Origin of the sequence: Stutzerimonas stutzeri, from assembly GCF_000952685.1 — a bacterium.
In the GTDB taxonomy this organism is placed as follows: Bacteria; Pseudomonadota; Gammaproteobacteria; order Pseudomonadales; family Pseudomonadaceae; genus Stutzerimonas; species Stutzerimonas stutzeri_E.
Genome location: NZ_JYHV01000037.1, coordinates 134,548 through 156,985, shown reverse-complemented (window position 1 = coordinate 156,985; position 22,438 = coordinate 134,548). Strand labels below are relative to the sequence as shown.

At 62.6% G+C, this 22,438-nt stretch carries 19 protein-coding genes and 1 riboswitch; of the genes, 12 read left to right on the top strand and 7 right to left on the bottom strand.

What is annotated here, in order from left to right; all coding sequences use genetic code 11:
* Window positions 1–13 precede the first annotated feature (13 nt).
* The 4 genes from UF78_RS19435 to UF78_RS19420 form a co-directional block, all read right to left on the bottom strand.
* Window positions 14–901: a hypothetical protein gene (locus UF78_RS19435; protein WP_045163862.1), complete on the bottom strand. Its 888-nt coding sequence runs from the start codon at window positions 899–901 to the stop codon at window positions 14–16.
* 39 nt (window positions 902–940) lie between these two features.
* Window positions 941–1,753 carry an aldo/keto reductase gene (locus tag UF78_RS19430; protein WP_045163861.1) on the bottom strand — a complete coding sequence of 271 codons (813 nt, stop codon included), beginning with the start codon at window positions 1,751–1,753 and terminating at the stop codon, window positions 941–943.
* Window positions 1,750–2,925 (bottom strand): NAD(P)/FAD-dependent oxidoreductase, encoded by a 1,176-nt coding sequence (locus tag UF78_RS19425; protein ID WP_045163860.1) that lies wholly within the window; start codon window positions 2,923–2,925, stop codon window positions 1,750–1,752. Before UF78_RS19425 ends, UF78_RS19430 begins: the two co-directional genes overlap by 4 nt.
* Window positions 2,926–3,002: 77 nt before the next feature.
* A complete protein-coding gene (locus tag UF78_RS19420) occupies window positions 3,003–3,335 on the bottom strand; it encodes a DMT family transporter (RefSeq protein WP_045163859.1) in 333 nt (110 codons plus the stop codon).
* A gap of 145 nt (window positions 3,336–3,480) precedes the next feature.
* Between UF78_RS19420 and waaA the strand changes: the two genes are divergently transcribed.
* Complete coding sequence (waaA, locus tag UF78_RS19415) at window positions 3,481–4,752, top strand: lipid IV(A) 3-deoxy-D-manno-octulosonic acid transferase (protein ID WP_045163858.1); 1,272 nt, start codon at window positions 3,481–3,483, stop codon at window positions 4,750–4,752.
* 125 nt (window positions 4,753–4,877) lie between these two features.
* Here waaA and UF78_RS19410 read toward each other — a convergent pair whose 3' ends face one another.
* Window positions 4,878–6,335, bottom strand: coding sequence for a TolC family outer membrane protein (locus UF78_RS19410; protein WP_045163857.1), 1,458 nt, complete (start codon window positions 6,333–6,335; stop codon window positions 4,878–4,880).
* Between the two features lie 196 nt (window positions 6,336–6,531).
* Window positions 6,532–6,637: riboswitch (TPP riboswitch) on the top strand.
* A 102-nt stretch (window positions 6,638–6,739) separates the two neighbouring features.
* On the opposite strand from UF78_RS19410, the gene thiC reads away from it, so the two are divergent.
* Window positions 6,740–8,620 (top strand): phosphomethylpyrimidine synthase ThiC, encoded by a 1,881-nt coding sequence (gene thiC, locus UF78_RS19405; RefSeq protein ID WP_045163856.1) that lies wholly within the window; start codon window positions 6,740–6,742, stop codon window positions 8,618–8,620.
* Between the two features lie 359 nt (window positions 8,621–8,979).
* Window positions 8,980–10,275, top strand: a complete 1,296-nt coding sequence (gene cytX / locus UF78_RS19400) for a putative hydroxymethylpyrimidine transporter CytX (protein ID WP_045163855.1) — start codon at window positions 8,980–8,982, stop codon at window positions 10,273–10,275.
* Here the strand turns inward: cytX and UF78_RS19395 are convergent.
* Window positions 10,247–10,975: a DUF3298 and DUF4163 domain-containing protein gene (locus UF78_RS19395; protein ID WP_045163854.1), complete on the bottom strand. Its 729-nt coding sequence runs from the start codon at window positions 10,973–10,975 to the stop codon at window positions 10,247–10,249. The two genes, cytX and UF78_RS19395, sit on opposite strands and share 29 nt — an antisense overlap.
* Before the next feature lie 225 nt (window positions 10,976–11,200).
* On the opposite strand from UF78_RS19395, the gene nudF reads away from it, so the two are divergent.
* From nudF to UF78_RS19350, 9 genes are all read left to right on the top strand, one after another.
* Complete coding sequence (gene nudF / locus UF78_RS19390) at window positions 11,201–11,818, top strand: ADP-ribose diphosphatase (protein WP_045163853.1); 618 nt, start codon at window positions 11,201–11,203, stop codon at window positions 11,816–11,818.
* Window positions 11,815–12,261, top strand: coding sequence for a DUF1249 domain-containing protein (locus tag UF78_RS19385; protein ID WP_045164362.1), 447 nt, complete (start codon window positions 11,815–11,817; stop codon window positions 12,259–12,261). Before nudF ends, UF78_RS19385 begins: the two co-directional genes overlap by 4 nt.
* Window positions 12,262–12,435: 174 nt before the next feature.
* A complete protein-coding gene (cpdA, locus tag UF78_RS19380) occupies window positions 12,436–13,251 on the top strand; it encodes a 3',5'-cyclic-AMP phosphodiesterase (protein ID WP_045163852.1) in 816 nt (271 codons plus the stop codon).
* Between the two features lie 126 nt (window positions 13,252–13,377).
* Window positions 13,378–13,995, top strand: a complete 618-nt coding sequence (locus UF78_RS19375) for a YqiA/YcfP family alpha/beta fold hydrolase (protein ID WP_045163851.1) — start codon at window positions 13,378–13,380, stop codon at window positions 13,993–13,995.
* 18 nt (window positions 13,996–14,013) lie between these two features.
* Window positions 14,014–15,900, top strand: coding sequence for a DNA topoisomerase IV subunit B (gene parE / locus UF78_RS19370; protein WP_045163850.1), 1,887 nt, complete (start codon window positions 14,014–14,016; stop codon window positions 15,898–15,900).
* A complete protein-coding gene (locus UF78_RS19365) occupies window positions 15,897–16,880 on the top strand; it encodes an esterase-like activity of phytase family protein (RefSeq protein ID WP_045163849.1) in 984 nt (327 codons plus the stop codon). Before parE ends, UF78_RS19365 begins: the two co-directional genes overlap by 4 nt.
* Window positions 16,877–17,404 (top strand): retropepsin-like aspartic protease family protein, encoded by a 528-nt coding sequence (locus tag UF78_RS19360; protein ID WP_045163848.1) that lies wholly within the window; start codon window positions 16,877–16,879, stop codon window positions 17,402–17,404. Before UF78_RS19365 ends, UF78_RS19360 begins: the two co-directional genes overlap by 4 nt.
* Window positions 17,401–19,659 (top strand): DNA topoisomerase IV subunit A, encoded by a 2,259-nt coding sequence (gene parC / locus UF78_RS19355; protein WP_045163847.1) that lies wholly within the window; start codon window positions 17,401–17,403, stop codon window positions 19,657–19,659. Before UF78_RS19360 ends, parC begins: the two co-directional genes overlap by 4 nt.
* Window positions 19,660–19,929: 270 nt before the next feature.
* Window positions 19,930–20,568 carry a PqiC family protein gene (locus tag UF78_RS19350; RefSeq protein ID WP_230623703.1) on the top strand — a complete coding sequence of 213 codons (639 nt, stop codon included), beginning with the start codon at window positions 19,930–19,932 and terminating at the stop codon, window positions 20,566–20,568.
* Window positions 20,569–20,709: 141 nt separating this feature from the next.
* Here the strand turns inward: UF78_RS19350 and UF78_RS19345 are convergent, their stop codons facing one another.
* Entirely contained in the window at window positions 20,710–22,275 is a 1,566-nt protein-coding gene (locus tag UF78_RS19345; RefSeq protein WP_045163845.1) for an AhpA/YtjB family protein, read from the bottom strand.
* Window positions 22,276–22,438 lie beyond the last annotated feature (163 nt).

Here is a 22,438-nt window from a genome sequence, read left to right as displayed (position 1 = left end):
CCGGCGTTGGCTGTTATCGACACGCAGCGGAGGTGGTCGTATCGATCCAGTCACGCCAGCGGATGCGCTCATCCCGCACGATCCATTCATGTTGCGGCGCAAAGCTTTCCGATAGCCACAGCCCACGCGTGCTTGCCGGTATCGGCTGGCCCTTGCGCAGGGTCAGCAACGCCGCGGTCGGTCGCCCCTGGTGCAGCGGAATCAGATACAGGTCTGGGCGGCTGCGATCGAGCTGCGCAACCAATTTGCCGTCCTCGAGACGCTCATCGACGTGGAACAAGCTCAGTTCCCGGGTTTCCTTTGGCAGCTCCAGGCGCATGTCGTAGACCAGCTGCAGCGATGCAGTTGGCAGATGCACGTATGCCCTCGGGCGTTCCATCAGTGTCATCTGGCCGCACTGGACCGGTCGGGCCGAGCCGGACAGCGACGCTAGATTGAAATGCACCGCTTCGCGATAGCGCAAGCTGCCCTGATAGGGCGCGGGTAGCCAGATATCGCCGAAGCGACCGGCAAGCCAGCCTTCCGGGGTTTCCAGCAGGCATTCTTCGGCGACCTCCTGAATGGCTGTCAGCAATGGCAGGCTGAGTTCATGTGCCGGCACATAGCCGGAAATCAGCTTCAGGACCACATCACCGCGATCCAGCCGCTGCTGACGCACCAGCACCCAGTACTCCTGGCCCTGCCAGCAGAGCGTCAGGCGTACTGATACGCCGAGGTTAGCCAATTCGAGGCTGAACCGCGCCGGATCCTCGATATGGACCGATCGCCGCCGTTCGAGCATCTCACTGAAGTTCAGTGGCCGGCCGAGGCTCTGGTAACGGAGATGCTCCGGGCTGGCCTCTACGAGTAACGGTAGCGTCTTGAATGCGGTGGGGTTCTTGCGGATCAGCACGCGCGGCATTCGGCTCCTCCTGGCAGTAGGCGGCCGTTTGGCCGTGTTTTATTGTTGTTGGGATAGAACGGCTGCGGCGGTACGCACGTTATCTGACAAGTGTTGTGGGGTGATGGTGCCGATGATTGCTGCGCCGACACCCGGATGCGCAAACAGCAGCTCGAAGCTTGCTCGCACCGGGTCCTCGCCTGATTTCAAGCAGGCGTGACCGCTGGCCAAGGCCTTTTTTATCAGGATGCCCTTGGCGTGGCATGCAGCGTAGTCGAGTATCGGACGTTCGGTCTGCTCGTTGAGGTTGTAGGTCACCATGGCGCAGTCGCCCTGCTCGAGCGCCAGCAGGCCGCCTTCGATGGTTTTGCCGGAGAGGCCATAGCCGAGAATCTTGCCCTCGCGCTTGAGCTCGGCAAGCGTCTCGTAAACGCCGCTGTCTCGCAGAATTTCGACGTCGCGCCCATCGGAATGCACCAGCATCAGGTCGATCCGGTCGGTCTGCAGCCGCTTGAGGCTGCGTTCGACGGAGAGGCGAGTGTGGGCGGGCGAGAAATCGAAATGCGACTGGCCGTCGATGAATTCTTCACCCACCTTGCTGACGATGACCCAATGATCGCGCTGGCCTTGCAGCAAGGGCCCCAGACGCTGCTCACTGACCCCGTAAGCCGGCGCGGTGTCGATCAGGTTGATGCCCAGATCGCGGGCCAGTTCGATCAAATGGCGCGCCTGCGCATCGTTCGGGATGCTGAAGCCGCTGGGGTATTTGACACCTTGATCGCGGCCCAGCTTGACGGTGCCGAGGCCCAATGGCGAGACCGTCAGGCCGGTGCTGCCCAGTGTCCGATGCAGGTCGTGCAGTGTCGCAGTCATGGCAGCAGCCCCTCCCAAAAGGGTCCTGTGACCGAAGGCTGAGGCAACTCGGGTAACGGAGAGTGCTGCTGAGGGCGGATACCGTCGCGAGCCAGTGCTGTTTGAACACGGTCGGCGAAATCTGGCGATAACGCCAGCTTGGTCGGCCAACCGACCAGTAACCGCCCCTGTTCCGCGAGAAAGGCGTTGTCTGGTCGTGCTTGTGCAGATTGGGCTGGCTCGGCGCGATCGATGCGCAGCGTGGCCCATTGCGCTGAGGAGAGATCGATCCAGGGCACCAGTTCGGCCAGCTCTTTCTTCGCCGCTGCGATCTGAGCCGCGTCGTTGCGCGCGACACCGCCCGCTTCGGCCAGATCGCCGCCCAGGTACCAGACCCATTCGCCGTCGGCGGCCGGATGGCTGGTTACGGTGATTCGTGGTTTGGAGCCGGCGCCGAGACAGTGGGCATAGAGCGGCTTGAGCGTGGCCGCCTTGACGATGACCATATGCAGCGGGCGTTTTTGCATCGAAGGTTGGGCGAGACCCAAGGCGTTCAGCAAGTCGGCGTTGCCGGCGCCCGCGGTCAGGACGATGCGCTGCGCGCGGATGGCGCGGCCATCGATGACCAGCCCGGTCAGCTCGCCGTTGTCTCTGAGCGGTTCGATCCGGTCTGCCTTCAGCAGGCCGGGGCCAGCCAGCTCCGCCAAGCGTTGAATGAGGCTGGGTACGTCCAGCACCAGCTCGCTGAGCCGATAGACCTTGCCTTTGAAACGTGGGTCCTGCAGTGCTGGGGGCAGCTCGTCACCCTTGACCTGACCGACGCGCGAGCGCACCGCCTTGCTGGCGAAAAAACTGGTGAGATTGCCGGTCAGCGTGCCGGGAGACCATAGATAGTGTGCATCGGAGAGCAGCTGGACGCCGGAGAGATCCAGCTCGCCGTCGCCGGCCAAGGCGTCGCGCCAGCGGCGCGGCATGTCGGCGATGGCTTCCGACGCACCCGTCAGCGCACCACTCAATGCGTACTTGGTACCACCATGGATGATCCCTTGCGATTTGACGCTTTGCCCGCCGCCGAGTACGCCTCTTTCGACCAGCAGGGTCGAATACCCTTGCTGACGCAGGCGCGCGTTCAGCCAAAGGCCGGCGACGCCACCTCCTACGATCAGGACGTCGGTGCTCAGGGAATCGGACATGGGCGGGCCTCATTGAGAAATCAGGCGCGCAGTATAACCGCTCGTCAATCGGCTTGATCTGTCGCCTGGCGGCGGCCTCAGTGGCCCGTGCTGCTGGAAAACAGCTGTATCACCACCACACCAGCGACGATCAGCGCCATGCCGAGCACGGCCGGCAGGTCGAGTTTCTGCTGATAGATCAGTGCGGCCGCGACGCTCACCAGGACGATGCCGAGGCCGGCCCAGATGGCGTAGGCAATTCCCACCGGGATGGTCTTGACCACCAGGGCAAGCATCCAGAACGAAAGGCTGTAGCCCGCGATCACCAGAAACAGCGGCAGCGGGCGGCTGAAGCCATCCAGCGCCTTCATGGACGTGGTGGCGATCACCTCGGCGGTAATGGCGATGGCGAGATAGATGTAGCCAGTCATAGAGTCTCCGGACGGGTAAGGGAGCGCTATATGCGCTACGGTTCATTCGGCTGCGGCAATGCGGACAAGTTCTCGACTGCCGCTGCGGTTTCTCGCCGTCATCGCTGTGGCCGTTGCGTAGATGCCTTTGCTAAGCTCCGCGGCCATGAATCGTGCCCTCTATACCCTGCTTTTCCATCTCGCCTTGCCGCTAATCCTCGTACGGCTGTTATGGCGCTCCCGGCGTGCTCCGGCCTATTCGAAGCGCATTGGTGAGCGCCTCGCAATTGGTTTGCCAGCGTTCAAGCCTGGCGGTATCTGGATCCATGCCGTGTCGGTGGGTGAAAGCATCGCCGCCGCGCCGATGATCCGTGAGCTCAGCGCGCGCCATCCTCAATTGCCGATTACCGTGACCTGCATGACGCCGACCGGCTCCGAGCGGATCAGGGCCCTGTTCGGCGATACGGTGCAGCACTGCTATTTACCCTACGATCTGCCCTGGGGGGCCTCGCGTTTTCTGCAACGGCTGCAGCCAAAACTGGCGGTGGTGATGGAAACCGAGCTGTGGCCTAACCACATCCATCAGTGTGCACGTCGCGATATTCCCGTGGCGTTGGCCAATGCCCGATTGTCCGAGCGCTCGGCACGGGGGTACGCACGTTTTAAGCGGTTGACCGCCCCGATGCTGGCCGAGTTGAACCTCATCGCTGTGCAGACCGAGGCCGAGGCCGTGCGCTTTCGCCAGCTCGGCGCACGCGACGCGTGCGTGAAGGTGACAGGTTCGATCAAGTTCGACCTGAGTATCGACTCGGCCCTCTCGACGCAGGCGGAGACGCTGCGGCAGCAGTGGCGTGCTTCGGATCGACCGATCTGGATCGGCGCCAGTACCCATACCGGCGAGGACGAGATTTTGCTGGCCGCCCATCGGCAGTTGCTAAGCACGCATCCCGGAGCCTTGCTGATCCTGGTGCCGCGCCATCCGGAACGCTTTGGGGCGGTGTACGAACTGTGCCGAAAACAGGGCTTTGCCACCGTTCGACGCTCGCTTGGCGAGCCTCCGCTGGCTCAGACGCAGGTGCTGCTTGGCGATACCATGGGCGAGCTGCTGTTTCTGTTCGCGTTAGCGGATGTGGCGTTTGTCGGCGGCAGCCTGGTGCCCACCGGCGGGCACAACCTGCTGGAGCCCGCCGCGCTCGGCAAGCCCGTGCTGACGGGGCCGCACTTGTTCAACTTCCTCGATATTGCCGCGCAGTTGCGAGATGCCGGTGCGCTAAAGGAGATTGACAGCGCTCCGGAGCTGACGGCTGAAATCACGGCGTTCTGGGACGAGCCGGAGCGAGCCGAGCGGGCCCGAGCCGCGGGATACGACGTGTTGAAAAATAATCAGGGCGCGCTGGAGCGGCTACTAACGGCGCTGGGGCGGTTGCTCGAACGCTGAGGCGGGAGCCGGTATCAGAAGCTTTCTGGGGTGGATGCGGTTCCTCTGCATCACCTTTACTTTCGCTCGGCGGGTCGATCGGGCATACAGACTGTGCCTTTCACCGGCGCCGCCGTCAGGCTGGCCTACTCCACGCGAACCGGCTTGCCGATGTTCTCTGAAAGATCCGGCGGCAGGAAGTCGCTGTCCGGGTCGTAGTCGGCCTTCAGGTAGCGTTGCAGATCCTCCAGGTCGCCTGGACTGAGTGTGCCGGCGGCCTGCTTCAGGCGCAGGTTGTCGAGGATGTAGTCATAGCGCGCATTGTTGTAATCGCGTACGGCGGCGAACAGACGCCGTTGAGCATCCAGGACATCGACGATGTTGCGCGTGCCTACCTGGTAGCCGATATCGGTCGCCTCCAGTGCGCTCTGGTTGGACACGATCGACTGCCGGCGTGCCTCGACCTGTTCCACATCCGTATTGACTGCGCGATGCAGATTGCGGGTGGATTCCACCACCTGGCGGCGCAGACTCTCGCGCTGTTGCTCGGTCTGAGTCAGTTGGTAGAAGGCTTCACGACCTTGCGAGGTAGTCAAACCACCGCTGTACAGTGGAATGTTCAGTTGCAGCCCGATGCTGGCCTGTTCGACGTCACCGTTGTAACGCGGCACATCGAAGCCTGGGATATCCATGGTGCCGGTATTGGTGAAGCCCAGGCTGTCGTTATCACCTTTGCTGTAGCGGGCAATGGCATCGACCGTCGGGGCATGGCCGGCACGGCGCTGGCGTAGGGTTTCTTCGGCAGCAATCACCGCCTGGTCGACCGCTTGCAGATTGAGATTCTGTCGCGCGGCCGTTTCGACCCAGGCGCTGGCGTCATTGGGAACCGGTGGCAACACCGGCAGGCTGTGCTCGATGCCTTCCAAGGCCAGGTATTCGTGGTTGGTCAGGGTGAACAGTGCCTGGAAGGCATCATCGACCTGGCGTTGCGCGATCATCCGGTTCGCGCGAGCAGTATCGAAGCCGGCCTGGGCCTCGAGCACGTCGGTACGATCGGACAGGCCGACTTCGAAGCGTTCATCGGCCTGATCGAGCTGCCGCCGGAAGGCCGCTTCTTCGGCCTTGGCGGCGGCAAGGTTGTCCTGCGCGCGCAGCACGGCGAAGTAAGCCTGAGCTGTCAGGCGGATCAGATCCTGCTCGGCAATGGAATATTCAAGCGCGGCCTGCTCGCTGACGGCTTCGGCCGCCTGCAGCTGGAACCAGCGATCGGCACGAAAGATCGGCTGGCTCAGCGTCGCCTGATAGACAGTGCCGCTGCGTGACAACGAGGTCGAGCCGGCGCTGGTGTCGACGTCGGTGCGGGTATGGCTGGTCTCGGCTCCAGCACTAAGGTTCGGCAGTAGGCCGGCGCGGGCCTGCGGCACGATCTCCTGCGTAGCCTGGTACTGAGCTCTGGCCGCTGCTAGATCGGCGTTATTTTCGACGGCCTGACGATAGACGCTGATCAGGTCGGTGCGGCTGGAAAGCGAGGGTGCAGTCTCGGCCCATGCCAGCCCCGACGAGGCGGCGGTCACGGCGAGTGCCAGCGTGAGTCTGCGCAGCATGTGCGTCTTTCCTTGAAGCGAAGTGATGGGCAAGGCTATGCGCCGTCAGGCGAGCGGTCAAGGTGCTTGGCGCCGCCGCGCCAGGTCCGATGGAGACGGAACTGAGCCGGCTGGATGGCGCTTGGAGATGTGACCCGACGGTCGCATACGGCTGGTTCGGCGTGGCTTTCCCTCGAGCTCTTGATTACACTCGATCCTGTTCTTGTCGGGGTGCCTTGAGTGAAAGGCTGAGATCGGATAATCCGGATCCCGTTGAACCTGATCAGGTTAAGGCCTGCGTAGGGAACAAGATGTGCTCGCCAGTCTTTCGGCCAGCTCTCTCGGCGCCAGTCCCGGCGCGCCCGATGCCCTTTTCCCGCCGTGTTTTTCAGGTTCGCTCCGACAACTTTCGAGGAGCTAGCCTGATGCGTGCAGAACAACAAAACCTAAGTGAATCAGCCCAGGTCGACCAGGGGTCGATTCAGCCTTTCCCGCGTTCGCAGAAAATCTACGTCCAGGGTTCCCGCCCGGACATCCGCGTGCCGATGCGTGAGATCACTCTGGACGTGACACCTACTGATTTCGGTGGCGAGATCAACGCGCCGGTGCTGGTCTACGACACCTCCGGCCCTTATACCGACCCGAACGTACAGATAGATGTACGCAAAGGCTTGGCCGACGTGCGTTCGGCCTGGATCGACGACCGTGGCGACACCGAGCAGCTCGATGGGCTGACTTCACATTTCGGCCAGCAGCGCTTGGCCGATGCCGAGCTGACCAAGATGCGCTTCGCCCACGTACGCAACCCGCGCCGCGCCAAGCCTGGCAAGAACGTCAGCCAAATGCATTACGCGCGTCAGGGCATCATCACGCCCGAGATGGAGTTCGTCGCCATCCGCGAAAACATGAAACTGCAGGAAGCACGCGCCGCCGGCCTGCTCACCGAGCAGCACGCCGGGCAAAGTTTCGGCGCCTCAATCCCTAAGGAGATCACCGCCGAGTTCGTCCGTGACGAAGTGGCCCGCGGTCGCGCCATCATCCCGGCGAACATCAACCACACCGAGCTTGAGCCGATGATCATCGGCCGCAACTTCCTGGTGAAAATCAACGGCAACATCGGTAACTCGGCGCTGGGCTCCTCGATTGAAGAGGAGGTGGCCAAGCTGACCTGGGGCATCCGCTGGGGCTCTGACACGGTGATGGACCTGTCCACCGGTAAGCACATCCACGAAACCCGCGAGTGGATCATTCGCAACTCACCGGTACCGATCGGAACCGTGCCGATCTACCAGGCGCTGGAGAAGGTCAATGGCGTCGCTGAAGACCTGACCTGGGAGCTGTTCCGCGACACGCTCATCGAGCAGGCCGAGCAGGGCGTGGACTATTTCACCATCCACGCCGGCGTGCTGCTTCGCTATGTACCGCTGACCGCCAAGCGCGTCACCGGGATCGTCTCGCGCGGCGGCTCGATCATGGCCAAGTGGTGCCTGGCGCATCACAAGGAGAATTTCCTCTACACCCATTTCGAGGAAATCTGCGAAATCATGAAGGCCTACGACGTCAGCTTCTCGCTGGGCGATGGCCTGCGCCCGGGCTCGATCGCCGACGCCAACGATGCCGCGCAGTTCGGCGAACTGGAAACCCTCGGCGAGCTGACCAAGATCGCCTGGAAGCACGACGTGCAGTGCATGATCGAAGGCCCCGGCCATGTGCCGATGCAGATGATCAAGGAAAACATGGACAAACAGCTGGAATGCTGCGACGAGGCGCCGTTCTATACCCTCGGTCCGCTGACCACCGACATCGCGCCCGGCTACGACCACATCACCTCCGGTATCGGTGCGGCGATGATCGGCTGGTTCGGTTGCGCCATGCTCTGCTACGTCACGCCCAAGGAGCACCTGGGCCTGCCGAACAAGGATGACGTCAAGACCGGCATCATTACCTACAAGATCGCCGCGCATGCTGCCGATCTCGCCAAAGGGCATCCGGGGGCGCAGATCCGCGACAACGCGCTGTCGAAGGCGCGCTTCGAGTTCCGCTGGGAAGATCAGTTCAACCTCGGCCTGGATCCGGACACGGCACGCAGCTATCACGACGAGACACTGCCCAAGGACTCGGCCAAGGTGGCGCATTTCTGCTCCATGTGCGGGCCGAAGTTCTGCTCGATGAAGATCACCCAGGAAGTGCGTGAATACGCCAAAGAGAACGGCCTGACTGATGAGCAGAAGGCTATCGAAGCCGGTTTCGCCGAGCAATCCTCGCGCTTCAAGGACGAAGGATCGGTGATCTACAAGCAGGTGTGACGATGCTTCCGTAGGAGCGCGCCATGCCGCGAACGCAGCCTGTGATCCGTCGGGGTCACCTGGTTCGCGGCCGCGGGCCGCTCCCGCGGGCGCGTGTATGCCTGCCTGGATTCGTAGGGTGGATGTCGCTTTTCACATCCACCCGAGATGCCGCCGTCGGTGGATCGATGAAGCGTGATCCACCCTACGTAGGGTCATGGTTTTTTATAACCGTCGGGCGGGTACAACCTGTCGAAGCGGCGCCCGCTCAATCGGGTGATGAGCGCCGCAGCGCGCGCTGCTGGCCAATTCCTTTTGTGAGTCGAAACACTCGCGCTCACGGTTGTGCGCCGGGCAACCGGCTTCTCTGAGATAACAATGTGAACATTCCAGGTCGTTATTCCCCGCACCAGATCATCGCCGCTGAACACCGTGTCTTCGGCGGGCGTGATCTGTTTTCCTTGTGGTTCTCCCTCGGTATCGGTCTGATGGTGCTGCAGCTCGGCGCTTTGCTGGCGCCGGGACTAGGCATGAGTGACGCCTTGCTGGCGATCGTCAGCGGCACCACAGTCGGTGTGCTGTTGCTGGGTGCAGTCGCGGTAATCGGCAGCGATACCGGCTTGTCGTCGATGGCCAACCTGAAGCGCACGCTGGGTGATCGCGGTGCGGTATTGCCCGCGCTGCTCAATCTCGTCCAACTGGTCGGCTGGGGCGCGTTCGAAATCATTATCATGCGTGACGCGGCGAGCCTCCTCGCTGCCCGTGCGTTCGGTGAGCAGAGCTGGCTGCTCAGCCCTGCATTCTGGACGCTGTTTTTCGGTGCCCTGGCCACGCTGCTGGCGATCACCGGGCCGCTGACGTTCGTGCGCCGAATCCTGCGCAAGTGGGGGATCTGGCTGTTGCTCGGTGCCTGCGTCTGGCTGACCTGGAACCTGTTCGACAAAGCCGATCTTGGTGCGCTCTGGGGGCGTCAGGGTGATGGCTCGCTGCCCTTCGCGCTGGGCTTCGACATTGCTATTGCTATGCCGCTGTCGTGGCTGCCGCTGATCGCCGATTACTCGCGCTTCGGCAAGGCGGCGCGGCGCGTCTTCGGCGGTACCGTCCTCGGATTCTTTGTCGGCAACGTTTGGCTGATGAGTCTGGGCGTGGCCTACACCCTGGCCTTTGCCGATAGCAGTGAAGTCAACGCGTTGCTGCTGGCGTTGGCCGGCGCGGGATTGGGTATCCCTCTGTTGCTGATTCTGCTCGATGAATCGGAAAACGCTTTTGCCGACATCCATTCAGCGGCGGTGTCGGTTGGCATATTGCTGCCCTTCAAGGTCGAGCGGTTGGCGCTGGCCATCGGTGTGCTCTGCACCTTTATCGCCTGGCTCGCGCCGCTGGCCGAATATCAGAATTTCCTGTTGCTGATCGGCTCGGTGTTCGCGCCATTGTTCGGCGTGGTGCTGGTGGATCACTACCTGCTCCGGCGCCGTGGCCTGTTGCCGGCGCGCAGCGCGGCCTTTCGCTGGCAGACGCTGTTGGCCTGGGGTTGTGGCGTGGTCACCTACCATGTGTTGGCCAGCGCCTTGCCTGAGATCGGCGCCAGCCTGCCGGCACTGCTCCTGTCCGGCGGGTTGTTATTGTTGCTGAGCCTTTTCGGTCGAGTTACGGCAGGTACGCCGGTTTCAGAATAGTGGCGAGTTCCTGGTAAGGAATTTCCAGCTCAGGATGACCGCTCGAATACGGTGCGATGCTGTAGACGTCATATTTGAGCAGCACCTTGTCACGTAGCAGGGCGACATTGGCGGTCCGCTGGAACGGCCACTGTCGAGCAAACGCGGCGTCATGCTGGTTGGCCACCAGCCAGCGCTGATGCGCTTGAGCGGCGACCCGCCAGAAGGCGCCTTCCTTGCCGGGAAGGAGGATGTCGGCAAGCTCCAGTTCGCGGTCCTGCTCGCGGTCATAGTTGATGAAGCCGCGGCCCGGCATGCCGTGGGCGCCTCCGGTGTACAGATAGCTCGACAGCTCGATGACCAACAGGGCGTCATGCTGATCGCGCAACTTGGCCTGCAAATAGCTGCTCCAGCCGCGCTCGGCGTCGCGCAGAAAATCCCGCTGATAGCCCTCCAGAGTGGCCGGCACCTTCGCATCTGGGCTGTTCACGGTCATCTTGCGCAGGCGCTGGTCGATCAGCGCGTTCAAGGCTGGCTCATCGGCGAATAGCTGGGTATCGATATTCACCAGCGGGCAACCATCGTCCTGTTCAGGGCAGCCGGCGGGGCGTTGCTCGCTGATGATCTGTCGAACCTCGACGGGCCGCTCCCCGCCAAGGTGCTGGCAGGCGCTGAGTAACAGGCTAAGGGCGATCAGTGCAAAGGTTTGGCGAACGGGCATCAATGCTTCATGGCTCTTGTGGGGTTGAGGTGCGGTTTCGAGTGCCAACGAGTTGGGAAGTTCGTAAACGGGGCGACAAGCAATTTTTCCCCCTGCGAGTGGTCTGCAAAGGGCTGCGCCTGAAGAAACGGCGCGCTAGGATGACACTTGAGAGACCGCTCACGCCGTGACGGTTGCAGCCTTTCCGTCGCCGCAGGCGCGGACAAACCGATATGTGAGTGATTCATGACTGATACTTTCAACCCCGGCCCGGATGATGTCGAGATCGTTGAGCGAGAGCAATGCTTCAGCGGCTTCTATCGCCTGGATCGCCTACAGTTGCGTCATCGTCTGTTCAGCGGTGGCATGGGCCGCCAGCTGGAGCGCGAGTTGTTTGTCCGTCACGATGCGGTCTGCGTGTTGCCTTACGACCCGCGCCGGGATGAGGTCGTGTTGATCGAACAATTTCGAGTCGGTGCGATAGGGAAAGTCGCGAATCCATGGCTGATCGAACTGGTCGCCGGTCTGATTGACAAGGACGAGCAACCGGAAGAGGTGGCACGTCGCGAAGCGGTCGAGGAGGCAGGACTGGAGGTCGCCGAGTTGTGGCCGGTGACGACCTACTTCCCGTCGCCGGGCGGCAGCACCGAGCGAGTGCATCTTTATGTCGGACATTGCGACAGCTCCAATGCGGGCGGCGTGTTCGGCCTGGATGAAGAGGGCGAGGACATCCGCGTACACGTCTGGTCGGTCGAGCGGGCGCTGCAAGCGGTGCGCGACGGTGGCATCGACAACGCCGCGAGCATCATCGCGCTGCAGTGGCTGGCCTTGAATCGTGACGAAATCAGGGGGGCATGGACATGAGGCGAACGCGCGAACGATACCGCGTCGACCTGCTGGAGCTGCAAGCGGCCTGCGAGGCGAACTACCTGCGGCTGATGCGCCTGCTGCCCGATATGCGTAACCAGCCGGAGACGCGTCGAATCGCCATGAGTCAGGGTGATCGGCTGCTCGGCGTGCTCGTGCTGAAGGTGATGGAGAGCTGCCCCTATACCACCACTGTGCAGATCAGCCAGCAGGATTGCCTGCCTTGGCTGCCCGTGCCGCAGATGGAGGTGCGGGTCTATCACGATGCGCGTATGGCTGAGGTCATCAGTGCCGAAAATGCCCGGCGTTTCCGAGGAATCTACAGCTACCCCAACGCGCAGATGCACCAGCCTGACGAAAAGAACCAGCTCAATCTGTTCCTCGGCGAATGGCTCGGTCACTGCCTGGCATGCGGTCATGAGCTCGAGCCGGTGCTGTAAGCGGCGATCGACGTTGAGACATTCGCTGCACTAGAAACATGACCGTCTTTCGCTGCAGCCATCGCGCGGGTTCGCTTGCAGTGTGTTCTGTGATACATGCCCGCATCGCGTGGTTTACCCCTGCGACCACCAGCCACCATAATTCGTCTGCCATTTCGCCAAAGGAGACGGGGCTTGGCTGCGTCGACCCTCACTGCTGAAAAAGACTCGGTACTGCTCGTGCAGTTGACCGATAGTCATCTGTTTGCCGAGGCGGGTGGCAAGCTGCTGGGCCTGGATACGGGCGAAAGCCTGCAGCGCGTTGTCGATCTCGTTCTCGACGAGCAGCCTCGCATCGACCTGATGCTGGCGACGGGCGACCTTTCGCAGGACGGCTCGTTGGCCTCCTACCAACGCTTTCGTCAGCTTTCCGAACGTATCGACGCTCCGGTGCGCTGGTGCCCAGGCAACCATGACGAGCTGGCCGCGATGCAGGAAGCTACCCGCGGCAGCGAGATCATGCTGCCCGTGCTGGACATCGGCGCATGGCGGGTCATCCTGCTCGATACGCTGGTGCCGGGTTCGGTATTCGGGATGCTCCGCGACGATCAGTTGGCATTGCTCGAGCGGACCCTGCGGGACGCCCCTGAGCGTCATCACCTGATTTGTCTGCATCATCATCCGGTCACCATCGGCAGTCGTTGGATGGACAGCATCGGGCTGCACAACCGCGACGCGCTGTTTGCCGTGCTTGATCGCTTTCCATGCGTTCAAGCGGTGCTCTGGGGGCACATTCATCAGGAATTCGACGCCTTGCGCGGTGACGTTCGACTCCTCGCCACACCGTCCACCGGCGTGCAGTTCGCTCCGGGCAGCGAAGATTTCCAGGTCGATACATGTGCGCCGGGATACCGTTGGTTGCGCCTCTATGCTGATGGGCGGCTCGAAACCGGCGTCTCTCGCGTGGTCGGCACGACGTTTGAAGTCGACTACAGCGTCAAGGGCTACTGAGAACCGGCTGCTTCGGCCCGTTCGCAATCGCATAGCCGGGTTCGCGCACGACTCGGTTCATGCAGCTTGCAGCCAGCGCGGCTCGCCTAGTAGCCTTTCCGTCTTTTGTCAGCTCAGCGAATCCGCATGACACGCACGAAACCCGCCATCCTCTATATGCACGGCCTCAACAGCTCCCCACGGTCGCAAAAAGCCAGCCAGTTGACCGCTGCGTTGGGCCGTATCGGCATGAGCGCATGGCTACAGGTACCCGCGCTGCACCATCATCCGCGGCATGCCATCGCTCAGCTGGAAGCGGCCATCGCCGAGTTGGGGCGTCCCGTGCTGGTCGGCAGCTCGCTCGGCGGATACTATGCAACGCACCTCGCCGAGCGTCACGGACTCAAGGCTCTACTGATCAATCCGGCCGTGACGCCGCACCGTCGCTTCGATGGCTATCTCGGGCCGCAGACCAATCTCTACACGGGCGAAGTCTGGGAACTTACCGAGGACCACGTGGTGGCGCTGGCTGAGCTGGAAGTGACGCCACCCCGGGACGCCGAACGCTATCAGGTCTGGTTGCAGACGGGCGATGAAACCCTCGATTACCGTCAGGCGGCCGACTTCTACAGGGGTTGCGCGGTACGCATCCAGGCCGGTGGCGATCACGGCTTCCAGGGTTTCGCCGAGCGGCTTCCCGCCCTGCTGGCGTTCGCCGGCTTCGATCCGGCGATTTTCGCAGACGTCGATTTCTCCGATTTATAAGGACATCACGAGACGCCCATGTCTTACACCGCAGAAGCCATTGAAGTCCTCTCCGGCCTGGATCCGGTGCGCAAGCGTCCGGGCATGTACACCGACACGTCTCGGCCCAACCATTTGGCCCAAGAGGTCATCGACAACAGTGTCGACGAGGCGCTGGCGGGTCATGCCAGCTCCGTCCAGGTGATTCTGCACCAGGACAATTCCCTTCAGGTGATCGATGACGGCCGCGGCATGCCCGTGGACATCCATCCGGAGGAGGGCGTCTCGGGTGTTGAGCTGATCCTCACCAAGCTGCACGCCGGCGGCAAGTTCTCCAACAAGAACTATCAGTTTTCCGGGGGGCTGCACGGGGTTGGCATCTCCGTTGTGAACGCCCTTTCGACCCGGGTCGAGGTGACGGTCAAACGGGACGGCAGCGAATATCGCATGGCCTTCGCCGACGGATTCAAAGCCAGTGAGCTGGACATCATCGGCTCGGTCGGCAAGCGCAACACGGGCACCAGCGTGCATTTCTGGGCCGACCCGAAGTATTTCGATTCGCCGAAGTTTTCCATCAGCCGGCTCAAGCATGTGCTCAAGGCCAAGGCCGTGTTGTGTCCAGGACTCAACGTCAGTTTCGAGGACAAGAACACCGGTGAAAAGGTCGAGTGGCACTACGAAGACGGCCTGCGTTCGTATCTCGTCGATGCCGTGAGCGAATTCGCTCGCCTGCCTGACGAGCCCTTCTGCGGTAGCCTGGCCGGCAACAAGGAGGCGGTCGACTGGGCTTTGCTGTGGCTGCCCGAGGGGGGTGACAGCGTCCAGGAAAGCTACGTCAACCTGATACCTACCGCGCAGGGCGGCACCCACGTCAATGGCCTGCGTCAGGGCCTGCTGGATGCCATGCGTGAGTTCTGCGAGTTTCGCAATCTGCTGCCACGCGGGGTCAAGCTGGCGCCCGAGGACGTCTGGGAGCGGATCGCCTTCGTGCTGTCGACCAAAATGCAAGAGCCGCAGTTTTCCGGCCAAACCAAGGAGCGTCTGTCTTCCCGGGAGGCCGCGGCGTTCGTCTCCGGTGTGGTCAAAGATGCCTTCAGTCTCTGGCTCAACGCGCACCCTGAGCTGGGCATGCAGCTTGCCGAACTGGCCATCAGCAACGCCGGGCGCCGGCTCAAGGCAAGCAAGAAGGTCGAACGCAAGCGCATCACCCAGGGCCCGGCGCTTCCCGGCAAACTGGCCGATTGCGCGGGACAGGATCCTGCGCGCTCCGAGTTGTTTCTGGTCGAGGGTGACTCCGCCGGAGGGTCGGCCAAGCAGGCCCGTGACAAGGAGTTCCAGGCGATCATGCCGTTGCGTGGCAAGATTCTGAATACCTGGGAAGTCGATGGCGGCGAGGTGCTGGCGAGCCAGGAAGTGCACGACATCGCGGTCGCCATCGGGGTGGATCCCGGTGCGGCGGACATGTCACAGCTGCGCTACGGCAAGATTTGCATCCTCGCCGACGCCGACTCGGACGGCCTGCACATCGCGACCCTGCTTTGCGCGTTGTTCGTTCGCCATTTCCGCCCGCTGGTCGACGCCGGGCATGTCTATGTGGCGATGCCGCCGCTGTACCGCATCGATCTGGGCAAGGATATTTTCTATGCCCTGGACGAGGCCGAGCGCGACGGCATTCTGGATCGGCTGTTGGCCGAGAAGCGCCGTGGCAAGCCTCAGGTGACCCGGTTCAAGGGCCTTGGCGAAATGAATCCGCCACAGCTACGCGAAACCACTATGGATCCCAACACACGCCGACTGGTGCAGTTGACGCTCGATGATTTCGACGGCACCCGTGAAATGATGGACATGCTGCTGGCCAAGAAGCGCGCCGGTGATCGCAAAAGCTGGCTCGAATCCAAGGGTAACCTCGCCGAGGTGCTGATTTGAACCGTCGCTGGATTGCGCTGTTGATCGCGCTGGTGGTACCGGTCTGGGCTGTCGGCGATGTTCAGGAGCTGGCGCTGGTCAGCGAGCATCCTGTCGAGGGAATCGCTCATGGCAACTTGTCGGGATTGGCCTGGTGCGGTGACGGACTCTGGGCTGTCTCGGATCGGGAGGACGATCTGTTATACCGCCTGGATGCAAGTGAAACCGTCTGGCGTGCCGAAGCCGAGCAATTCGAGCTACCGCCCGTACCGAACACTGGTTTGTCATGGGGTGTGCGCATACGGGCCGCCCTTACCGGCATGGTGCGCGGTGGTGAGATGGATTTTGAAGGGCTGAGTTGCGACAGCCTCGGCAATCGCTATCTGGTCAGCGAAGCGCACGCGGCGGTGCTCCGGGTCAGCCCGGCGGGCACGGCGGAGTGGCTGAACCTGCCGGATGGCCTGGTCCGTCAGGCACGCGCGAGCGGAATGCTGCTTCAGTTCAACGCCATGTTCGAGGGCGTCACTGTCGATCCGGAGGCTAATCGGCTGTGGCTTGCGGCCGAACATAGTCGCCGCGGTTTGATGGTTATGCATCGTAAGCAGAGCGTCTGGCAATGCACTGGCGGTTGTGTATTGCTAGCTGAAGGGGGGCGCGAGTCACCGCCTGCGGCGATGAACGAAAACGACCAGCCGCGACGCTTTTCCGGCCTGGCTTTTCATCGGGACAAGCTATTCACGTTGGAGCCCGTTCGGCATCAGATCTGTCGGCGCAAGCCGGCGACCGGCGATAGCGAAGCGTGCTGGAGCTATGCCGCCACGGCTTTGGCGGATTCGCGTCGCTATGACACGCCCTTCGGCAATGCCGAAGCACTGTGGGTAGACGCCGAGGGTGCCTGGATCGGCGTCGACAACAACGGGCTCACACGTGCCGACGGCGAAAAGCGGCCGGTCGTCTGGCGCTTCGCCGCGCCGAAGGGCGGCTGGGGTGCCAAGCAGTGACCCAGCCTGCCGGCCGGCGCGCCGGCCGCGTCATGCTGGTGCTGGCGTGGGGGGCGGGTTTGCTGCTGGCCACGCGGTTCTTCGCCGACTGGGAGCAGAGTCGCTTCAATCCCAATAGTGAACCCGTTTCGGTGGTGCGGGGCGATCAGGTCGAGGTGCGGCTGGAAAGTAATTTCCAGGGCCACTTCATTGCTGACGGGCTGATCAATGGCCAGTCGGTGACCTTTCTGCTGGACACCGGGGCAACCGACGTGGCAATACCAGCCGAGCTGGCGGAACGCCTTGTTTTGCCCCGCGGCGCCCCAGTGACGCTGCAGACCGCCAACGGTCGGACGACCGGTTATCGTACGGTGCTCGACAGCCTTGCCCTTGGCGACATCGTGCTGCAAAACGTGCCCGCCCTCATCGCGCCAGGCTTTGGCGGAGAAGAGGTGCTGTTTGGCATGAGTGCCTTGAAACAACTCGAATTCACCCAGCGCGCCGGCACCCTGGTGCTGCGCCAACACGCCACGGATCGACCATGAGCGAAACTATCGACCTGAGCCTGGACGGCGTGGAGCGTCGCTCCCTTGCCGACTTCACCGAGCAGGCTTACCTCAATTATTCGATGTACGTGATCATGGATCGCGCTCTGCCGCATATCGGCGACGGCCTCAAGCCTGTGCAACGGCGGATCATCTACGCCATGAGTGAGCTGGGGCTGAACGCCGATTCGAAGCACAAGAAATCGGCGCGTACCGTTGGTGATGTACTCGGCAAGTTCCACCCTCACGGCGATTCGGCCTGCTACGAAGCCATGGTGCTGATGGCGCAACCGTTCAGCTATCGCTACACGCTGGTCGACGGTCAGGGTAACTGGGGCGCGCCGGACGATCCGAAGTCCTTTGCCGCCATGCGGTATACCGAGGCCCGCCTGTCGCGCTATTCCGAGGTGCTGCTGTCGGAGCTGGGGCAGGGCACGGTGGAATGGGTGCCGAACTTCGATGGCACGCTCGATGAGCCGGCGACCCTGCCGGCGCGGCTGCCCAACCTTTTGCTCAACGGTACCACCGGTATCGCCGTGGGTATGGCCACCGACGTGCCGCCGCATAACCTTCGCGAAGTCGCCGCCGCCTGCGTGCGCCTGCTCGACGAGCCGAACACCTCGGTTGAACAGCTCTGCGAGCATGTGCAAGGCCCGGACTATCCGACCGAGGCGGAAATCGTCACGCCACGCGCCGACCTGCTGAAGATCTACGAAACCGGCCGCGGCTCAGTACGCATGCGCGCTGTGTACCGCGTCGAAGATGGCGATATCGTGGTCACTTCGTTGCCGCATCAGGTGTCTGGCTCCAAAGTGCTGGAGCAGATCGCCGCGCAGATGCAGGCCAAGAAGTTGCCGATGGTGGCCGATCTGCGCGATGAATCGGACCACGAGAACCCCTGCCGGATCGTCATCATTCCCCGCTCCAACAGGGTCGACGCTGACGAATTGATGCAGCACCTGTTCGCCACCACCGAGCTGGAATCCAGTTACCGGGTCAACACCAACGTCATCGGTCTCGACGGCCGACCTCAGGTGAAGAACCTCAAGGTGCTGCTCAGCGAGTGGCTCACCTACCGCATCGGTACCGTGCGCCGCCGTCTGCAGTTCCGTCTGGACAAGGTCGAGAAGCGCCTGCACCTGTTGGAAGGCCTGCTGGTGGCCTTCCTCAACCTCGACGAGGTGATCCATATCATTCGTACCGAGGACCAGCCCAAGCCGGTCCTGATGGCACGTTTCGAATTGTCCGAGCTACAGGCCGACTACATTCTCGATACCCGTCTGCGGCAGCTGGCGCGCCTCGAAGAGATGAAGATTCGCGGTGAGCAGGACGAATTGGCCAAGGAACGGGAACGGCTGCTGGCGCTGCTGGGCAGTGAAGCCAAGCTTAAGAAACTGGTTCGCAAGGAGCTGATCGCCGACGCCGAAACCTATGGCGACGAGCGCCGTTCCCCTATCGTGGCGCGCGCCGAGGCGCGGGCGCTTTCGGAAAACGAATTGCTGCCTTCCGAGCCGGTCACGGTGGTGATCTCCGAGAAGGGTTGGGCGCGTTGCGCCAAGGGCCATGACATCGACGCTACCGGGCTTTCCTACAAGGCCGGGGATGGTTTCCGGGCCGCTGCAGCGGGCCGATCCAACCAGTACGCGGTATTCATCGACTCTAGCGGGCGCAGCTACTCGCTGGCGGCGCATTCGCTGCCTTCTGCACGCGGCCAGGGCGAGCCGCTGACCGGGCGCCTGACGCCACCGCCGGGCGCCAGCTTCGAATGTGTGCTGTTGCCGGATGACGAGGCGCTGTACGTCATCGCGTCCGACGCCGGTTACGGTTTCGTGGTCAAGGGCGAGGATCTGCAGGCCAAGAACAAAGCCGGCAAGGCGTTGCTTTCGTTGCCGGCTGGCGCACGCGTGGTCGCACCTCGGCCGTTGAGGAATCGCGATCGGGACTGGCTGGCCGCCGTCACGACCGAAGGCCGCCTGCTGGTGTTCCCGGTCCGCGATCTGCCGCAGCTGGGCAAGGGCAAGGGCAACAAGATCATTGGCATTCCTGGCGATCGCGTCGCCAGCCGTGATGAGTATCTGACGGATCTCGCCGTGCTGCCCGAGGGCGCGACGCTGGTCTTGCAAGCCGGCAAGCGCACTTTGTCGCTCCGGGCCGATGATCTGGAGCACTACAAGGGCGAGCGCGGGCGGCGCGGGAACAAGCTGCCGCGCGGCTTCCAGCGCGTGGACGCGCTGCTGGTCGAGGCGGTTAACTGAGACGGAAGTCCATTAGAGGCTGGCTTCCAGCAGCCGTTTCACGGAAGATAGTGGCCTTCGAATTTTCATCGCGATTCGCGATGCGGTTGCTGCGCTCCTCAGTCGCATCGGGAATCAAAACAATCGGTACGGCGACTAGGTGGCAGACGTAACGGAGCGGGCAGATGTCCGCTGGCGTACCGCATCATCCGGTCCGGTGCCAAGGTAGAGACGAACGTGCAGCGCCTCACAACTGTTTTGCTACTAGCCTGTGCCAGCCTCGTTGGCTGCGTGACCCAACCCGTGCCGATGTACCGACTCGACAACGGTACTGTGGAAATGCCTGCGCAAGCGGCAGACGGCGCGTCGATACTGCTGGGCCCCGTAACGCTGGCCGACTATCTACAGCATGATGCACTGCTGCAACGTTTGCCGGATGGGAGCCTGGCCGCCAATGGCCAGCAGGCTCGCTGGGCCGGCGATCTGCAAGGCGATATCAATCAGCTGCTGTTGCGCCAATTGGCTTGGCGCTTGAAGACCCAGAGCGTCGAGCTGAGCCCCGGCAGTAAAGGGTTCAGCCCCGACGTGCAGATCGAGCTCGAAATAACCCGATTGGATTCCGGTCCGCAGCATCCCGCGGTGCTGGAGGCGCAATGGCGCCTGTTGGACAAGCAGGGCAAGCGCCAGGGCAGTCGCCTGATCCGGCTGCAGGAGGAGCATCAGGGGAGTACTGCTGACCAGGTACGTGCGCAGAGCCTGTTGCTGCAGCGAATGAGCGAGATGATGGCATCCGCTGTCGAGCCGATGGTGATCGCCAAGGCGCGCGTAAAGCAAAACGTCAGCAAGGCGCCGAGTAAGCCGGCGTCATCACCCCCGGCGATTCCCGCGGTCGAGCCGATCAGGACCGATCTGGAAGTTTTTCGTTTCTGAAATTCTCATAAGCTGATTTCAGACGAGGCCCGACTGGGAGGCGATAAGCGCTCCCCGTCGGGCCTCGTGCTGTATGGGTTTTATCGGCCTGCGTCCCGCAAGGCTCCGTCGAGCAGGCTGGGGTTCTGGTCGACGCCGGCGTCAGGTGATGCGATTGCGAAGCTCGTGCATGCGCGCTAGTTGGCGCTCGAGCAAAGACGGGTAGGGTTCGAGCAGGCGCTCGACGCAGCAGGCACCTTCCGGGCTGGCAATGGAGCGGATGCGCGCGCGCTGACGAATCAGGCTGTCCTCACCAATTCCGCGCTCGACCAATAGCAGATTGCGGCTGTGCTGGGACATCGCCAGCGCTGCCTGCGCTGGCTCGCTGAGCAGCAGGTCGCCCTGGCTGAGGTCATCCAGACCTTCGCCCTGGGTCAGCCCCAGTTGCAGCTGCAGGGTGATGCCGCTGTCGGCGACCTCGATCTGCAGAGCGTGCCCGAGTGCGCGCATCAGCTCGCCGCAGCACAGGGCGTGGGTCAGGTAGTTCTGCTCGTCGTCCTGGCTGTGGAACAGCATCAGGCTGCTGCCATCGTTGAGCGTGTGCAGCTCGGCCTGATAGAGGGTGGCGGCCTGCTGTAAGCAGTCGCTGTAGCGCTGCAGCAGCTCGGTAAGGCGTGCACGTGGCAGGCGACGCAATTGTTCTTGAGCGCCGAGTTGAATCGCCAGCACTGCGCTTTTGCCGGGTTGCGCGGGCGTCGCGGGAGCGGCCGCTGCCGGTACGGGGCTCCGTTGTGGCTTGGCTTCCTCGAAGGGCGGGTCCTCATCGAACGGATCCAGGTCGTCTGCCTCGATCGGCGTGTCGGCTATGCCAATCTCCGAGGGTATGCGCTCGTGTTCCTCTTCATCGTCGAGGCGATTGCCGAGATCGGGTGCTGAGCGCTCGTAGTCCGTAGCTGGCGCCGCCGCCGGGACATCGAAGTGCGCCGAGTAGATGTCCTGCATGCTCTCGTCCAGCTCGATCTCCGGCTCGGGCTCTTCGGGAACCAGACGAGCTTGCAGTTGGCGAGCCAAATCGCCGATCTCATCCTGTCGGCCGGCACCGGGCGCCGGATCGTCGGGATCGCGTAGCCACAGGCGCAACTGCATCAAGGGGAGCGAAAGCTGCCGGCCCAGGCGCATGCTGAGTGTCAGCGTGAGTGCCAGGAGGATCAGGCTGAGCAATCCCATGCTTTGCAGGCTGATGGTCATGGGTTGCTGAAATTGCCGCATGTCGAGGCTGATGCGCAGGTGTCCGGCGATCACCTCTTGGAAGCTGATCGGCGCGGAGTAGAGGCCTTCTTCGTCGCCCAGCAGGTTCCGCTGCGGGCGCGTGCCTGATTCGGCCAGCACCCGGTTGTCGACGCTGTAAATCGCGGCGTGCGCCACTAGCGGGTTCTTAACCAGATTGCTCAACAACACATTAAGGCTGAGTATGTCGTTGGCTACCAGCAGGTCGGTGGCCGAGGCGGCTGTCTGGGTGAGCAGGCTCTGGCCCAGGGCATCGGCTTGCTGTTCCATCGCATGCTTGAATTGCATGCCCATGACCCAGGCATAGATAACCAACGCCAGCGCAACCAGCAGCAGGGTGTGGCTGGCCACCCGCAAAACCAGCGGAACGCGTCGCTGGCGCAGTGCGCGATAGATGAGCAGGAAGAAGTTGTCGGGCTTGACGGATGCGGGCCGGTTCACAGAGCGCGGCTCTACTCTTAAGGAAGGTGCCGCGCAGTATACGGAAAGCGCACTGGAGGCTGAAGGTCTCCCGGTCAAAGCAGACGAATTGTAGCGATATTGCGGCCCGGATCGCCGGGTTGGGGTGCGTCTGGCGCGTACCGTGACGTTCAGCGGCGGGGTG